This window comes from Peribacillus sp. NPDC101480, assembly GCF_050277335.1.
Lineage (GTDB): Bacteria > Bacillota > Bacilli > Bacillales > DSM-1321 > Peribacillus.
In genome coordinates this window covers 1,313,032-1,329,040 of sequence record NZ_JBNNSB010000001.1, presented here as the reverse complement: position 1 = coordinate 1,329,040, position 16,009 = coordinate 1,313,032, and the positions used below count along the sequence as shown (strand labels likewise).

Below are 16,009 nucleotides of genomic sequence, written 5' to 3'. Positions count from 1 at the left end.
ACGACAATCAACGACACCAAGAATAAATGCTACACCGGTAAAAACGTTTCAATCTCAATATCCTATTTCTGTTTAAAACGATAAAATGCATTTGTATGTTACTTTTATCATATCAATGGTGTTTTTTATGCTCAAATCCATTTTCACTCATCACAGGAAATCTTGTCCTTTTGTTGTATAATAAACCCTGCAAAATGGCTCATTCCTTGAGATTTTTTAATTCTCAGTTGAAGCTTAAGAACAAGTTGTTAAGTGTTTTAAAAAGCTTCTCTGCAGTTTGAAAAAACCTAATCCGTATTTGGATTAGGTTTCAGACTGTAGACAAACCCGATGAAAACTCAGTTTGCCTGCAGCTTTTTTTATTGAAAAAAGTTGCAGCTGATTTAAGAGATCCACTCCCTTTCCGCCGCCTGTCTGCCAAGCCTCATCAAAGCAAGCGCCTATAGGGTCATGACTAGCCAGTAATTAGGCAGGAGTGTCGCAAATCTCTTCAATCTAGTGAGGATTACATCCGTATAAACTAGTAAAAAACATGAAAGATACTCAAGTTTAATTTTAATATCTTGGTTCAGGGCGAGTGCAATTCGAAACTCCTTTTTCCAAAAAATTGATGAAACCGCCAGACTGTAAACGAATTGGAGAAGAAGAGCCAGTTTCCCTACAATATTTCTTAAAAAGTAGTTCCGGTTGATTGGAACGTAAGGTATGAGACTCCTGCGGGAAAAGCGTGGCCAAGGGAGACCCCGCAGGCGAACAGCCGAGGAGGCTCCCGGACCGCCCGCGGAAAGCGAGTGCCTGGAGTGGAAATCATTACACATAACCCTTTCGGGAAATCCGCTCCCTTTCCGTCGACTTGTCTGCCAAGCCTCATCAAAGCAAGCGCCTATAGGGTCATGACTAGCCAGTAATTAGGCAGGAGTGTCGCAAATCTCTTCAATCCAATGAGGATTACAGTAAAAAACATTCTCTCTAATCGGACTCCTAACCCCATTTTGTAGCCAAACTGAAACTTAATACTTATTTGGATTAGGTTTTTTGATTTGATTAAAGATAGTAATTTGCTTCCTTTCTAATCAGATGCTTAATTTGGAAACCAGCCGACCGGTTTTACATCGAGATTAATGTTGATTTGTTTAATTTCCTGGTATTCATCCAAGCCGTATTTTCCTAAACTGCGTCCAATCCCGCTCTGTTTGTAACCGCCCCATGGCGCTTCGACATATGTTGGATGATAATCATTAACCCATGTGATGCCTGCCCGTACCTTCTTGATCACTCGCAATCCTTTTGCCCCATCGTTAGTGAAGACGCCGCCTGCAAGGCCGTAGTCTGTATCATTTGCAAGTTTAATAGCTTCTTCTTCATCTTTAAACTTTTGAATGACAACGACCGGACCGAAAATTTCCTCCTGCACGATGCGCATGTCAGGTGTTACATCGGTGAATACAGTCGGTGCAATGAAGTATCCTTTGTCAAGGTCTTCATCAACAAGACGGTAACCGCCTGCTGCAAGTGTCGCACCTTCCTGTTTGCCGATTTCAATATAGTTCAAAATGCTATTCATTTGCGCTTCGCTGACAATTGCCCCCATGTTGCTGTCCTCCGCAAGTCCAGGTCCTACTTTGATTTTATTTGCGCGTTCCACATAGCGTTTTACATATTCATCATAAATACTTTCCTCAACCAGGATGCGGCTGCCTGATGAACATACTTGACCGGCACCGAAAAAGATGCCGAATAATCCGTAATCGACGGCCGTCTCTAAATCTGCATCTGCAAAAACGATATTAGGTGATTTACCGCCAAGCTCAAGTGAAATTTTCTTTAAGTTGCCCGCGGCCGCCCTCATGATTGTTCGGCCAACATCCGTACTTCCTGTAAATGAAACAATGTCCACATCCTTGCTTTCTGCAATGGTTTGACCGACAACAGTGCCGCGGCCCATCACCATATTAGCGACACCTTTAGGGATGCCTACTTCCTCCAGTATTTCAAATAATTTCATTGCTGTAACAGGTGTCACTTCAGCCGGTTTATATACAATAGTGTTACCTGCCGCAAGGGCCGGTGCGATTTTCCAGACACTCATTAGAAGAGGAAAATTCCAAGGTACAATCAAACCGGCTACACCTACTGGCTCACGAACAACCATCGCTTGTACTGGAGCGGGAACTTGATAAGTTTCCCCTTCTGGATGAAGCACCAAACCAGCATAGTAACGGAAACACGCGGCGGCATCGGCAATATCGAAACCTGCCTCTGCTTTGAGTTTCCCATTGTCCATTGTTTCGAGAATCGTTAACTCTTCAGCACGTTCATCTATTTTATCAGCGATTTTATATAGGTAGGAAGCACGCTCCTGTGCTGTTAGGCCTGACCAGATTCCACTTTCAAAAGCTGCCTTTGCAACTGAGATTGCCTTTTCAGTATCTTCCTTGGTGGCACGCGGAGCCCTTGCAATGACTTCCTGTGTTGCAGGGTTGATTACCGGGATTACTTCATTTGAAGATGAGGTCTGCCACTTACCGTCGATGTAATTTTTAAGCTCTAAAACTGCCGTTTCTAAAATTGTCATGTTTCATTCCTCCGTTTTCATTATTTTTTAGTTTTATCTTTAAGGAACCGTTAAAGTTTTATAACAAGTCTGTCGTCCTTCGCACGTGAGCAGCATGTCAGGATTGAGTTGCGTGTTTGGCGGTTTTCTTCGCTAAGGAAGAAATCACGGTGATCCACTTCACCTTCTGCAACATCCACCTCACAACTTCCGCACCCGCCCACTTTACAAGAATAAGGTGCATCAATGCCTTCCCTTAAAAGCGCATCAAGCAGTGTTTCACCTTCATGAACACGGATGGACCGATCGCTGTCTGTAAGGTCGACAATGAAAGGTTCATGCGGCCCGTCATGTTTTGTCGCAAATAATTCAAAGTGAATCGCATGTTCCGGATAACCATATGAACTGGCAGCTTTTCGGTACTCTTGTACCATCTCGATTGGTCCGCAAAAATATACATGCGTGCCAATGCGATGATCCATCATCGTCTCAGGCATCATTCTGCGTTTATCTTCTGCCTGCGAAAAATAAAAGGTGCATTGATCAGGATATTCGGCTTTCAACAGATCATAAAAAGCACATAATTCCGGTGTGCGTGCTGCATAATGAAGTTCGAAGGTTTGTCCTTCGGCAGCCATATCTTCCATCATTGCCAGAAATGGAGTGATGCCGATTCCAGCTGCATAAAATGCATGATGCTTAGCTCGAAAGCTGAGAGGGAAGTTGTTTTTAGGGAAGCTGACTTCCAATCTGGAATCTATTGTTACATGATCATGCCAGAAAGCGGAACCTCCGCGTGACGCCTCATCACGCCGAATGGAAATAGCATATTTTTTACGGTCCCTTGGGTTGCTGATAAGGGAATATTCTCGCTCGATTATCGTATCCCCTACCGGCATGAAAGTGGTCAAATGCGAACCGCCAGTAAAAGCAGGCAATGGTTTTCCATCAACTGGAATCAATTCGAACAGTTTTACGAATGGAGTTTCTTGAATGATCTTGTTTACTTTCATTTGAATATTTCCTACTACCCGCATGATGATCAGCTCCCTACTTCTTCTTTTCCGATTGGGATGAATGGGTAACCAATATAACCTTCCCGTACGATTGAATAAAATGGTCCTATTTCAAGACTGGCTTTGCAATGGTCACATTCTGCAATTTCGGCTTCTTCTGCGATTTCCGACACTTCGAAACATTTCATGCAATATACATACCGCCGTTTAGGGCCGATAATCACCGTCTGGATCTCAGCTTCAGATAGACCAGCTTCCACCCCGAGCGAGAAGATCATTACGGCATTGTTCCAAGCTGCCGCAATATAAAATTGGGTGCCCATCTTTTGTGACAAGATGACTCTCTTTATCTCCTCTTTATCTTCCATTCCATTAATGGAAAGACATTCAACAGGCACTGTTCCTGCGATTTCAGAAGTGAAACTTTTCGCCTTTTCATATCCGGCTTGATCAGAAATGACGACAAACTTTCTTCGTTCATTCCGAGGAGTAAATTTATTTACGATCGTAATGGATTTATCAAACAATACTGGACTATTGTACAAGGCCCTATCCTCCTACTTATTGTTTATCTTCGCTTTTTTGTTTTTCATCAATACTCCTCAAATATTCGACCGATTGCGAAAGAAACGGGGCAATTCCTTTGTATTCAGCCATAGGTTCCGGAATATCCTGCAGTACGCTATATGTCAGATCAAACCACTCCTGGCGCATTGTCAAATCCTCCAGCGGCAGGAACTGAGTATTCAATACGAATAGAATGGCGTTGCTTCGTGGCATGCGATAAAATTTTTGTTCTTCAACGCGCAAACGAACAAGTTTACCTGCATTTTCCGGTGTTATTTCAGAGCGCTGCGGTCCCCATACATCCATCGTTTCATAGTTGACATCCCAACGGTCCGCCATCAGGTTCCAGTTAATGCGTGTCCATGGCTTTCCTGGCTCGATGGATAATAAAAACTTACGAACGCGATCTGCGAGTTCATCACCTTTCCGTGATACGAATGGAACAGGTGCATGGATCTCATCAAAGGACATGCCTTTATTCCAGTTAGCCGAGAAGAGTGCAGCGTATGAAACTTGCCCCACTTCCAAGTAGAAATTACTATCGCGATGAACCATTAAAACAAAATCATTATGGAAATGGCGGCCTATATAATCAAGCGGCTCATTTGGAAGCGTGCTGGCATCGCCATATACGAATGAATCGGATTCCCCGAATATGTGGTTCTTGAAAGTCCAGTTGTCACCATCTTTAATGACCTCGAAATGCTCCGGGTAGCGATCAGCTGCCATGTCAATCAGCATTTCCAATACTTCCCATTGCATTTCCATTGTGTGTGAAAAAGATTGAAACCTTATATGCGGCTGTTCTTGAAGGAGTCGACGCTTCGTTTCCACTTGGAGTTTGTATTCTGGTGTAACTTCAATACAGTTAACGTTTGAGAGTTTTTTCAAGTCGTTTGAATAACGATAGTTACCTGAAGTGAATGGAAATGGGAATGTATCTAAATCTGTTGTTTTGAAATCTAAACTTTGTGTAAACATTGAACAATCTCCTCTCGTTCCCTAGATTCTTTAAAGTGAGTTTTTTTCTATTTAGCTTCCTTTAATTCCACGGATGGACGCTCCATGTCAACTTCATAACGGAAAATGTATTTAGATGAAACATAGTAGGTGACTAAAGCGACAAAGTATGTTGGAATTCCGGCAGCTGTATAAAGGAAAAAGCCACTTGCTTCAAAAGTCAATGGATTATAGAGTGCCCAGTAAACGGTCGTTCCGATAACCACCGTGAGAACGGCCGACGGGTTAATGCCTTTCCAATAGGTATAAGAGCCTTGCGTGTCATACAAATCCCTTATTGAAATGCGTTGGCGCTTTACAAAGAAGTAATCTGCAACGACAATCCCGCCGAGAACAGCCATTATAAAAGAGATGACAGCAATGAATGAACCAAAGGCATCGTAGAACGTTGAGCTTAGAAGTAAGAATATAGTCGGTACGGTTGTACCCATCGCAATCATCCATGACTTTTTCGGGAATACAGTTTTAAAGCTGACAGCTTGTGAGTACATAAGGAATATGGCTGCACCGACATTCCCTACCGAAAGTAAAATCAAGCCAATGAAGCCGCCCCAACTTCCTGCGATGGAAAACATCCAGTCAGAAGGATTAAGAGAACCAGTGACTAATGCAGCAAGTGCCCCAACTAATGCGGCGATACAGACGATGATTCCATAGCTGTAAAATCCCGCTTTAAATGCTCCTCCTTCTGTTTTAGATAAACGGCTGTATTGGCCAAGGTACGGAAGCCATGAAAAGCCGAGACCGATGTTTAACTCCAGGGCTGTCGCGAATGAACGAGAACTCGTTTCAAATGGCTCAGAAGGAAGTATATGAGCCACTTCCGTGAACCCCTGTCCAAACAAGACTATTGCGAGCAGGCCAAACATGAGAACCATAAAAACTGGAACGGCTACTGCGGTATATTTTTGAATCGCTACCGGTCCCCTCACCGTTACAAGGAATGCACAGACGAAAAGCAAAATCGAGAAAAACGGCGCTCCCGTTGCTTGGCTTGAGAAAATCGCGGGCATGCCCATCCAATTAGCCGCCTCTGCTAACGCCTGGCCGGACATAAAAAGCGCGATGGAAATATAGCCGAGAGTTAAAATAAGAAAAACAAAGAAAAAGATATTCGATCCTAAATACCCAAGTGAACTTCGAAACCCTACAAAAGTGTCTATGCCATAACGCGCAAAATAAAGGGTAACGGGAACTATCAACAGCATAGGGAAGGCATTACCGAATAAAATCGCTGCAAGTGACTGCTTCGCGTCAAGCATTGTACCTGTGTATCCACCAGTTAACAGCCCAAAAGATGAGAGGCCAATAACAACTTGAACTAAAATTAAATCCCGAAGGTTAAAAATCCGGTCATTTTTACTTGCCGGTAAGAACCCAAAGGCCACATCCTTTGAAATGGAGGAATTCTCTTTGCTCACACGCTTCTCTCCCAACTATAGAATAGTGATTGTATTACTTGGAATAAGGCTGATATAGTTCTGGGTGATCGAAACAACTACATTAGACAAGTGAATAGATTAGGTAAGCGATGATTAAAATCATGAAAAAAATAGAACCGGCCGCATCACTCCATTTCATTTTGTCGATTTTCACGGCTTCTTCCTGCTCATACGCATTGATCCGCTCATTCAAATCTGAATATAGATTTTTAATAAAGGGATCTTCTGAATTGATATTCTGTTGAAACTGATTCTCTTTATTCAAAATCGCTTCTCCCTCCTTTGCAATCATGCTTTCTGGTCCCTTCTCTTTACTTTATTGCAATAACCATGCCAATCAGAAAACACTATGCTAACAGGGTTTTCAAAAGGAGGAATATTCATTTTTGAAACTATTGAACAATTGTGAAATTTCTGTAATATAAAACTAGGAAGTTAAATGAAAGGCAGGTAGACATAAATGGATCACTTCACCTCTGCACTCTTGTCTATTTACGATCAGCTTATTGTGACAGATAAAAATGGCACAATACTGAAATCGACCGGAACAGGGAATACCTTATTCCATACAATCAAATCCGCCAATATCGGTGGTTCCATCAAGGATGTTGAACAAGATTTATTTGCTACAAACTTTGCAGAAGAGATAATGGGCAAAAATGAAAAAAGATCCTTCATGCAGTCTACATGGCAGGGGCCAGAGCTGCTGATGACGGCATACCCGATTGAATCCGGGGCATGGGTATGGGCTTACAAAGAACTCATAGATTCTTATCCAGATACATCAAGGGGGCAATCGGGGCCTTTATTGGAATCGAAGAAGCCATCTTTTCCATTTGTGATCCGCAGTAAACCGATGCTTGATGTTCTGCATAAAATGCAAATGGTTTGTGATGTCAGCGCAACAGTCCTATTATTGGGGGAATCCGGTGTAGGAAAGGAAATAGCAGCCAGGGCCATACATAATATGGGTAATAGAAGTGACGGGCCATTTATACCTGTCAATTGCGGCGCCATCCCGGAAAACCTGATTGAAAGCGAACTGTTCGGATATGTAGAAGGGGCTTTTACCAGCGCTCGGAAAGACGGCGCCAAGGGAAAATTCACACTTGCCCATAAAGGTATCTTATTCTTGGATGAAGTGGGCGAATTACCGCTTAATGTTCAGGTAAAACTGCTTCGCGTCCTTCAGGAGCGCATTGTCACGCCAATTGGGAGCACGGCCTCACACCCTGTTGACATTCAAGTGATTGCCGCAACTAATAAATCGCTCGAAAAAATGGTAAAAAAAGGAGGATTCCGAGAAGACTTATATTATCGTCTTCATGTCGTGCCTATCCATCTTCCGCCGCTTAGGAATCGTGTAGATGAAATCCCTCACCTGGTTCAGTTTTTTTTACAAAAGTACAATACACTATACAATCGAAAGGTAGCTTTCACACCGGATGCAATCGACTTGCTATGTATCTATCAATGGCCCGGCAACGTGCGCGAGCTTGAAAATACAGTTGAAAGGCTTGTGATTACTAGCGGAATACCGGAAGTGGATGTTGCGTTGGTTAGAGAGGTGCTTCCTTTTAAAGGACCCAACAAACCCACTTCACTACCTGTCATCGATTTTCTAATGCCTTTGCAGGAAGCAGTCGACCTTGTGGAGGAACAGCTGATCAATATGGCGATGGAACAATACAAATCATTAAAACTAGCGGCAAAGGTATTGGAAGTCAGCCAGCCGACGATGAGCAGGAAATATAAAAAATTACGTAATAAAATTGAAGAGGCAAGCTTTTCACCAGTGGATAAACGGGCCATTTTAGAAGAACAAATAAACCAGCGGCTTCGATCCATAGCCGTTGTAACCGCAGCTATCATTCCAGCTGAGGAGGTAATCAGTCTACAAAAAAATATGAACCGGCAAAATTCCTATTCCCAGAAATTAAAACAAAAACTTACCATGATTCAAGAAAAGGAAGGCGTAATTGAATGGGTCTTTATATTTATCATGACGGATGATGGACGTCTGATTCACCTCGTTGCCGACAAGGGCTTTGTAATTGAACCGGGGGAAGAATATATGGGTCCCCCGGAAATGGTTAATGTCGCTTACCAGGCGTTTAATGGTAAAGCGGGTGTTACTCCCATATACGAAGACAGGTACGGTGAGTGGAAAACAAGCTTTGCGCCAATCATTGATGATGATGGCACTATCGTAGGTATTGTCGGATGTGATTACAGCAAAGCCTATTTCAATTCGGAAATGCAGCGTCTCCGTAAGCAACTCAATATACATGTTTGATTTCGGAATGCAGTCATGCGGTGAGTCTATTAGACCAACTGAATACTAGGGTAAAAAAAGAAAAGCTGATTACAGGAGCCGTCTAGAACGGGCTTCTGCAGTCAGCTTTTTCATTATTACCATATACATCATGAACGTTATGGAGGAATTAAAATGGCAGTAACGCCACCCATTTTTCGGTCTAACTGGTTTTCCCAAATTGACCACGCCTATATAGGCAATTTTATATGTTGTTCCTCCACTAAATATAAACTGTTAAGAGGATTTGGCAGAGATATGGATACTCATTCAATGATTTAATGGAACAACCCAATGACTTATTCCTATTATACAAATGAGTGCTCATAAGCCTTATTGCCATGAAACCTATATAACTTTCTCTTTATTTTCTCTATTTTTCACCAAAAAATAAGCAGTAATCAAGGCAGTAATAGGAATTATCAGGGCTACACCTGTTCCAGCACAAAATATAGTAATCATTTCAGCACTAAATATTTTTGAGTTTACGATTTCCCCAACAGAATAGGATAAATCTTTAAACCATATAAGCAGTGCCAAATAGCCTCCAAAGAAAGCAAAAAATAGTGTATTCGTAGATGTACCTAAGATATCCCTTCCAATACTTAATCCAAATGCGAATAAATCTTTCTTACTAATGGATGGATGGTGAAGAAACATTTCTCGCATGGGAGATGAAATGGCCATGGCTGTATCGATAATCGCGCCAATAGTACTCATAATAATTACTGAAGCTCCAATTTTAACAAAATCTACTCCAATATAAAGGGAAAAGATGCTAAGCTCTTCTATTTCTTCTTCACCGAAACCTTGTATCATCGCATTTTCCGTCACAATGACAATAAAAAAGAGTACTATAACAATCGTGATAATAGTAGAAATGAATGCCGTTTTTGTTGTACTGTTCACTTCGTTAATAAAAAATAAATTAATATAACTAATCACCGTACATGCAATCAATGTTACGATATACGGATCATTATTTGGATTTGTCATAAAAATGATGGTAAAAAGTAACACACCAAAGTTTAGGAACAAAGCAAAAAATGAACGTGCCCCTTTTTTTCCGCCAATCAAGATCATCAATATTAATAGTACAAACGCTAGCAACAATAATACATTCATTGTCTTTCCCTCTTTCGATTAATGAAAAAAATAGAGACATATAGACCTATCGGAATAGTTAACACGATTCCAATACCACCAGCTAGGGCACGGGCTAATTCCAATGTAAGGTTCATGGAAAGGGTAAATCCCAATGCAGAAGCATTTTTCAAATACAAAATAATCATAGGTATTGAGCCACTTATATAGGCAAAAAACAAAATATTTGTCATGGTTCCCATAATGTCTTTTCCAATCTCTAATCCTGAAGTTTTAAGTGCTTTTACTGATATGTGGTTATTCTTTTCATACAACCCAAAAATCGAAGAAGACATGGTAATGGCTATATCCATTACGGCTCCTAAAGATCCGATAAATAACCCTGCCATAAACACCATTTTATAAGGACGAGTGATAAATTGCATCTCTTCATATCGAAGGCCATTTTCGGAAGTTACCCACATAACAAGATAAGTAATGAACAGCGATAAAAAAGTCCCTAACAGTGTCGCAATAATAGCTGCATATGTTTTTTCATTAAAACCGTTAACGAGTAAAAGGGAAAAGACCGTAAATAGAATGATACTTATACTGCATATCAATACCAAACCAATGTTTGATGAATTCAAATAAAAATCTAATGCATATGACAACAATATGGCATTGACTGCCAAACTTATAATTGAAAACAGGCCTTGCTTTTTTCCAACAATAAGTAATGTAAAGATAAAAACCCATGCTACAATCAACACAAATTTATCACGCTTTACGTCTTTTATGGTTCCAGTTAACTCTGAATTTTCTTCTGTCTTTGTATCAATCGAAACAAATAAATCATTTCCAACTCGATATTCTTGATCATAAGCCCCGGATGAGGAATATTCATTCTTTAAATGAATAAGTTTTCCTTTTTCTTCTCCATTTTGTATTTCGGCTATTATACTCTGGGTAAATAGTCGATCTTCATTTTGATACATATCATTCAATTCAGTTGTATTTTCCAGATTTGTTTTGATGACTTTGGCTATTGGAAGTTCATAGAATGAATAATTGTGATGAACAAAGAAAACAGAAGCGACAAAACAAAGTGCTATGACGGCGTACAAAGAAACATGCTTGTAACCCATTTTTTTAAATTTATTTACGATAACATTCAAAATAAAACCTCCAAATATCGGGTGGGCAAAAAAAGCAGGGAGGAGCCAGAATTGACTGACTCCACCCCGCCTTACTAGTATTTGATTTATTTATCTTATCATGAATAGATTTAGTATGCGAACAACGTCCGATCTACCTCCTTTACGCCTCCCCAGATAAAACGCTAAGAAGAGATTGAGGTGACATCTCAGGAAACACTAGCAGAGATCGCATTGCGGATCATGAAGACACCCTTACCAGTAACAATCCGCTGACTCAAAACCCATTCACGCATTAATGGACATAGAATTTTACCAGAGATGTTTTGTCTTAACTCTTTTGTTGTCTACCCTTTGTTTTCCTTACATATTTACAAACCACCGCTTTGTGTATTATCAAATTAAATATTCTAGCGAGGTCTATATCTAAATATTTAATAATTTATTGTCACTTTTAGGGGTAGCGTCAGGAAAATGCGGATTTACATCGTTAAGGAAAATACCAATATAAAAAGCCCAATTTCTTACCATTTAAATTGAGGAATTGGGCTTCTTATAATGAGCCTGATGCTGAAAAACATTGAATACTTCAGTTGTTAAATGCTTAACTTGTAATACGGTTCACCGTACCTCACAGAACTGCGTTTTTTACTCCAATTTAACATAGTACTTCAACATTAAATCCTCCGGGCGCTTCTACGTAGAAAGTATATCTGTGTAAGTGTTGTGGGAGTTTTACCTTGTATCCATCATCTTTCAAACGCTTATTGATCCTGTTAACTTGTTCTTCATTTTCTTGTATGAATCCAACATGAAATGTCTTGGGGTATTGTACATCGCTTCCTTTCATTAGAGTCAATATGGAACCATCATCATCTTTCATTGCAGCGAACCCATCTCCTCGACTTCCTGCACATGTTAGTCCAAAATATGTTTCTAAAAAATCACGTGAAGCTGTAACATCATTAACAGTTAAATTTAAATGATTGATCTTCATTACTTCCCCCAATTTTGGTATTATTGTTTTCTCTCGGTAAAAAAGTTAATTTTCCACTGGCTCGTTGTGATGTTGTTAGTCACTTTGTAATCGGACTTGTTATTTCTCCCTCCCTATTTTGTAAGGTATTCCTTCTTTTTAGTGAAAATGACAGTATCATCTTTCCGATTCAGTAAATAATCATCCAAGTTACCGCAATTACAAGATTTAAAAAGGCCAACCAGTAAAAACTGGCTAGCCTTCGATCAACTCAATTACAATATTTTTCCATTTTCAAAGTTAGTGTTTGACTCTACTTTCTTAGCCAATTTAAATTTATAGAATAATATACAGGCTACCAAAAATCCTATTCCATAAAACAGTCCAACTCGTTGAGTAGGGTCAAAGGCAAGGAATACTAGAATCAGTAAACAAAAGCCTAAACAGAATAACGGGACAAATGGGTAAAATGGTACTATGTATTGTAAATCTGCCGTTTTACCACCCGCTTTTATAAACTTCCTTCTAAACATATATTGCGATAAAGCAATCCCCATCCAAGAAATCGTGACGGAAATTCCAGCTATGGACATTAGTATCACGAACACAGTATCCGCCGCAATGAAGCTGGTCAATAACGATAGGAGCGAAAAGCATATCGTAAAAAGAAGGGCATTCAATGGCACTTTCCTTTTGGACAATAGACCAAACATCTTAGGTGCCATTCCATCATGGGCCATCGACCAAAGCAAACGTGTGGAAGCATACAGACATGAATTCCCCACAGAAAGAATGGCTGTCAAAATAATGAAATTCATGATACTTGCTGCATAAGGTATCCCCGCTATCTTCATTAAAGTTACAAAAGGGCTTTCCAATAAGCCTAATTCCGAAGAAGGGAATATGGCGGAAAGGATGATAATGGACGAAATGTAAAAAACAATGATTCTAACTAGTACGTTTCGAATGGCTTTAGGGATGTTCTCTTCAGGTTTTTCACTTTCCCCTGCCGCTATTCCTATTAGTTCTGAGCCTTGATAAGAAAATATCACATTCATCATTGTTACAAAGATAATTGTAATGCCTCCTGCTGGAAAAAGACCAGAAGGTGCCAAATTCTCAAAGAATGGGGTTGGACGATCAGATAAAGAGACAAAACCAAAGATGCCAGCGATTCCAATCAAGATAAACAAAATCACTGCAACGATTTTTATTCCAGCGAACCAATATTCCGCCTCTGCAAAACCTCTTGTCGTTAATGCATTCAATGTAAATAAAAGCACTATGAACACAGCACACCAAATCCAGGTAGGACTATGGGGGAACCATTGTTTCATCAATATTCCTGCTGCCGTAAACTCAACTCCTGCAGTTGCTGCTGAGCCTACGAAATACATCCATCCTAGAGAGAAACCAGCGGAAGGCCCAATATATTCGGCAGCATATTTTTGGAATGAACCTGTAACCGGCATATGAACGGCTAGCTCGCCAAGGCAGACCATGACCATATACAAAATAAGACCGCCGGCTAGATAACCGATCAGGGCTCCTCCTGCCCCAGCTTGGTTAATTGTATAGCCAGCATTTAAAAAAAGGCCTGTACCAATTACGCCGCCAAGTGAAAGCATAAATAAATGGCGTCTTTTCATTGAGCGTTGCAGCTGATCATTATTCTCCAGTCCATACCCCATAAAATCACGTCCTTATCTTATCTATTAGCCTATGCCTTCTCCCAAACCATCTTAGAACCTCAATGAGAGACAACTAAGGCCGCCATCTTGTTTTTGAAATTCAGTCATTTCCACTTCAATCACTGTGTATCCCAAATCTTCAATTTTTTTCTTTGTACCATCAAACCCTTTCGGGACAATAACGCAGTCGTTCATTCTGACGCAGTTACCCGAATATTCTTCTTCCTCTTTTACGATGATTTGATTAAAGCTAGAAAAAGCCTCGTGATTAATGAATTCCCCGGCCACTAATAAATTATTGTCTCCCAGGTAATTGACACCCGTTTTTAAATGAAAGAATTCCTTAAGGGGAATGATGGTCGTATCATAACCATACTTACCCATGATATCTTTGAACTGCAGAGCACCTGCTTCATTCGTTCTGGTTGAAAGGCCGACATAGAAGTGATTTTCAACTTGCATTACATCTCCGCCATCTAGCATACCTGGTGATTGAATATATTCGATTGTTTCATAAAAGTCCTTCAAAACTTCTTTCATTTCAATAATTTCACCATTACGGCTATCTGCACCAGGATTGGTTACAAGTGCACATTTTGGGGTCAACACTGCGGTATCTTCTACAAACGTAGAATCAGGGTATCTTTCATCCGATTCGAGAACGGTCACTTTCACACCGCAGCGTTTTAATGCTTCTACATAAGCCTCGTGTTGTATAAGCGCTTTTTCATAATCCGGGTTTCCTAAATCCGATGTTGTTAAGCCATTTACAAAACTTTTTCCAATCTTTCTTACAATCGCGTGATTAAACATATATTTTCCTCCTAAATAGGTAGTTTATCTTAATACCTTTTTGCTCCTGCCGTACTTTAAATGGAGTTTCTTTTATTCCTGAAGCGGAATTATAAAAATATAGGCATGATAGAGAGAAGAGACAACCAAATTCCTCTCTTAAACTATAACGGGTGCCTCTTCTTAGCCCATGCTTTCTCAATTATTTTAATGACTGCACAATTTATCCGCTATTCCTACAAAATAGCTTACACCGTACCCTAAAGCCTTCTCATCGATTTTAAATTTAGGATGGTGTAAAGGATAAGCTTTTCCAAACTCATTATTATGGACGCCTAGAAACTGCATGGAAGATGGAACGATTTCGGAAAAAGCCGAAAAATCTTCTGTTCCAAACATGGGATCATCAACCTTGATGATGTTATTCTCTTCAAAAATACCTTCCATGACCGTTCTTGAAATATCAACAGCAGCATTATCATTTACCACAGCTGGATACCCTAAATACCAAGTAATTTCACATTTTGCCCCATGCGCTTCCGAAATCCCCTTAACGATTTGCTCAAGATGCTCCCTTGCTTTCACTCGGCTATCCGAGTCCAAGGAACGAATGGTACCACCGATTTCCGCATATTCAGGTATGACATTGAGCGCACTTCCGGAATGGAACTGAGTGACTGAAATGACTGGTGTCCTAAGTGCTGAAATTTTTCTGGAAACGATATGTTGAATATTCGTCGTAATTTCTGCACCAATGATCAGCGGATCTACCGTTAATTCCGGAGTCGACGCATGACCGCCCTGACCAATGATTTTAATTTCAAAATCATCGGCTGCAGCACAGAATACCCCTTCCCTTAAACATATCGTTCCTGTTCGTTCATAAGGAGTAACATGCAGTGCAAAGGCATAATCCACTCCTTCCATTACCCCTTTTTTCACCAACTCCTGAGCTCCACCAGGCAGTACCTCTTCTGCGTGTTGGAAAATAAACCTGATTTCTCCATCAATCGAATCTTTTTTTCCGGTGAGGACTTTAGCAGCACCTAATAACATCGCAGCATGTGCATCATGTCCGCATGCATGCATAACCCCAGGATTTTTTGATTTGAATTCAATTTCTGCTTCCTCTTCAATCGGGAGAGCATCAATATCTGCACGAAAAGATATGGTATTCGATTTTCGGGAAGATTTTTTAGTTCCTTTAAGAACCGCTAAAACGCTCGTTTCGGTTGGTCTCGTCACTTCCAATCCTGAAAAGGTTTTTAATTTCCTGTAGATAAATTCAGAAGTCTGGTGCTCCTGGTATGAGAGCTCCGGATTTTCGTGAAAATGTCGTCTCCATGAAATCACTTCATCCACAACCGTCTCCTGTATTGTCTTCATCATAAACGCCT

13 protein-coding genes are annotated in these 16,009 nt (G+C 40.4%); 1 reads left to right on the top strand and 12 read right to left on the bottom strand.

Going from position 1 to position 16,009, the window contains the following annotated elements; all coding sequences use genetic code 11:
• Positions 1-1,081: 1,081 nt before the first annotated feature.
• The 6 genes from ACQKMF_RS06605 to ACQKMF_RS06580 all read right to left on the bottom strand — a co-directional run bounded on the left by ACQKMF_RS06605 (position 1,082) and on the right by ACQKMF_RS06580 (position 6,891).
• Positions 1,082-2,575 (bottom strand): aldehyde dehydrogenase family protein, encoded by a 1,494-nt coding sequence (locus ACQKMF_RS06605; RefSeq protein WP_260358942.1) that lies wholly within the window; start codon positions 2,573-2,575, stop codon positions 1,082-1,084.
• A 50-nt stretch (positions 2,576-2,625) separates the two neighbouring features.
• Positions 2,626-3,591: a PDR/VanB family oxidoreductase gene (locus ACQKMF_RS06600; RefSeq protein WP_427572212.1), complete on the bottom strand. Its 966-nt coding sequence runs from the start codon at positions 3,589-3,591 to the stop codon at positions 2,626-2,628.
• 5 nt (positions 3,592-3,596) lie between these two features.
• Positions 3,597-4,115 (bottom strand): hypothetical protein, encoded by a 519-nt coding sequence (locus ACQKMF_RS06595; protein WP_101222304.1) that lies wholly within the window; start codon positions 4,113-4,115, stop codon positions 3,597-3,599.
• Positions 4,116-4,131: 16 nt separating this feature from the next.
• Entirely contained in the window at positions 4,132-5,118 is a 987-nt protein-coding gene (locus tag ACQKMF_RS06590) for a heme-dependent oxidative N-demethylase family protein (protein ID WP_101222305.1), read from the bottom strand.
• Between the two features lie 47 nt (positions 5,119-5,165).
• Positions 5,166-6,578, bottom strand: coding sequence for a purine-cytosine permease family protein (locus tag ACQKMF_RS06585; RefSeq protein ID WP_427572209.1), 1,413 nt, complete (start codon positions 6,576-6,578; stop codon positions 5,166-5,168).
• An 82-nt stretch (positions 6,579-6,660) separates the two neighbouring features.
• The gene (locus ACQKMF_RS06580; RefSeq protein WP_063593935.1) at positions 6,661-6,891 is read right to left on the bottom strand and encodes a hypothetical protein; all 231 of its coding nucleotides are present in this window, start codon (positions 6,889-6,891) and stop codon (positions 6,661-6,663) included.
• Positions 6,892-7,059: 168 nt separating this feature from the next.
• Here ACQKMF_RS06580 and ACQKMF_RS06575 point away from each other — a divergent pair, with 168 nt between their 5' ends.
• Positions 7,060-8,895 (top strand): sigma 54-interacting transcriptional regulator, encoded by a 1,836-nt coding sequence (locus ACQKMF_RS06575; protein ID WP_427572207.1) that lies wholly within the window; start codon positions 7,060-7,062, stop codon positions 8,893-8,895.
• Positions 8,896-9,261: 366 nt separating this feature from the next.
• On the opposite strand, the gene ACQKMF_RS06570 is transcribed toward ACQKMF_RS06575, so the two are convergent.
• The 6 genes from ACQKMF_RS06570 to ACQKMF_RS06545 form a co-directional block, all read right to left on the bottom strand.
• A complete protein-coding gene (locus ACQKMF_RS06570; protein ID WP_402937915.1) occupies positions 9,262-10,038 on the bottom strand; it encodes a YibE/F family protein in 777 nt (258 codons plus the stop codon).
• Positions 10,035-11,174 (bottom strand): YibE/F family protein, encoded by a 1,140-nt coding sequence (locus tag ACQKMF_RS06565; protein WP_427572205.1) that lies wholly within the window; start codon positions 11,172-11,174, stop codon positions 10,035-10,037. The genes ACQKMF_RS06570 and ACQKMF_RS06565 overlap by 4 nt, the downstream gene beginning before the upstream one ends.
• A 637-nt stretch (positions 11,175-11,811) precedes the next feature.
• Entirely contained in the window at positions 11,812-12,150 is a 339-nt protein-coding gene (locus tag ACQKMF_RS06560; protein WP_230176890.1) for a VOC family protein, read from the bottom strand.
• A 254-nt stretch (positions 12,151-12,404) separates the two neighbouring features.
• Positions 12,405-13,820, bottom strand: coding sequence for an amino acid permease (locus ACQKMF_RS06555; protein WP_402937921.1), 1,416 nt, complete (start codon positions 13,818-13,820; stop codon positions 12,405-12,407).
• A gap of 51 nt (positions 13,821-13,871) precedes the next feature.
• Positions 13,872-14,633, bottom strand: a complete 762-nt coding sequence (locus ACQKMF_RS06550; RefSeq protein WP_230176892.1) for a dimethylarginine dimethylaminohydrolase family protein — start codon at positions 14,631-14,633, stop codon at positions 13,872-13,874.
• A gap of 186 nt (positions 14,634-14,819) precedes the next feature.
• A complete protein-coding gene (locus ACQKMF_RS06545; RefSeq protein WP_427572202.1) occupies positions 14,820-15,998 on the bottom strand; it encodes an amidohydrolase in 1,179 nt (392 codons plus the stop codon).
• Positions 15,999-16,009: the final 11 nt, after the last annotated feature.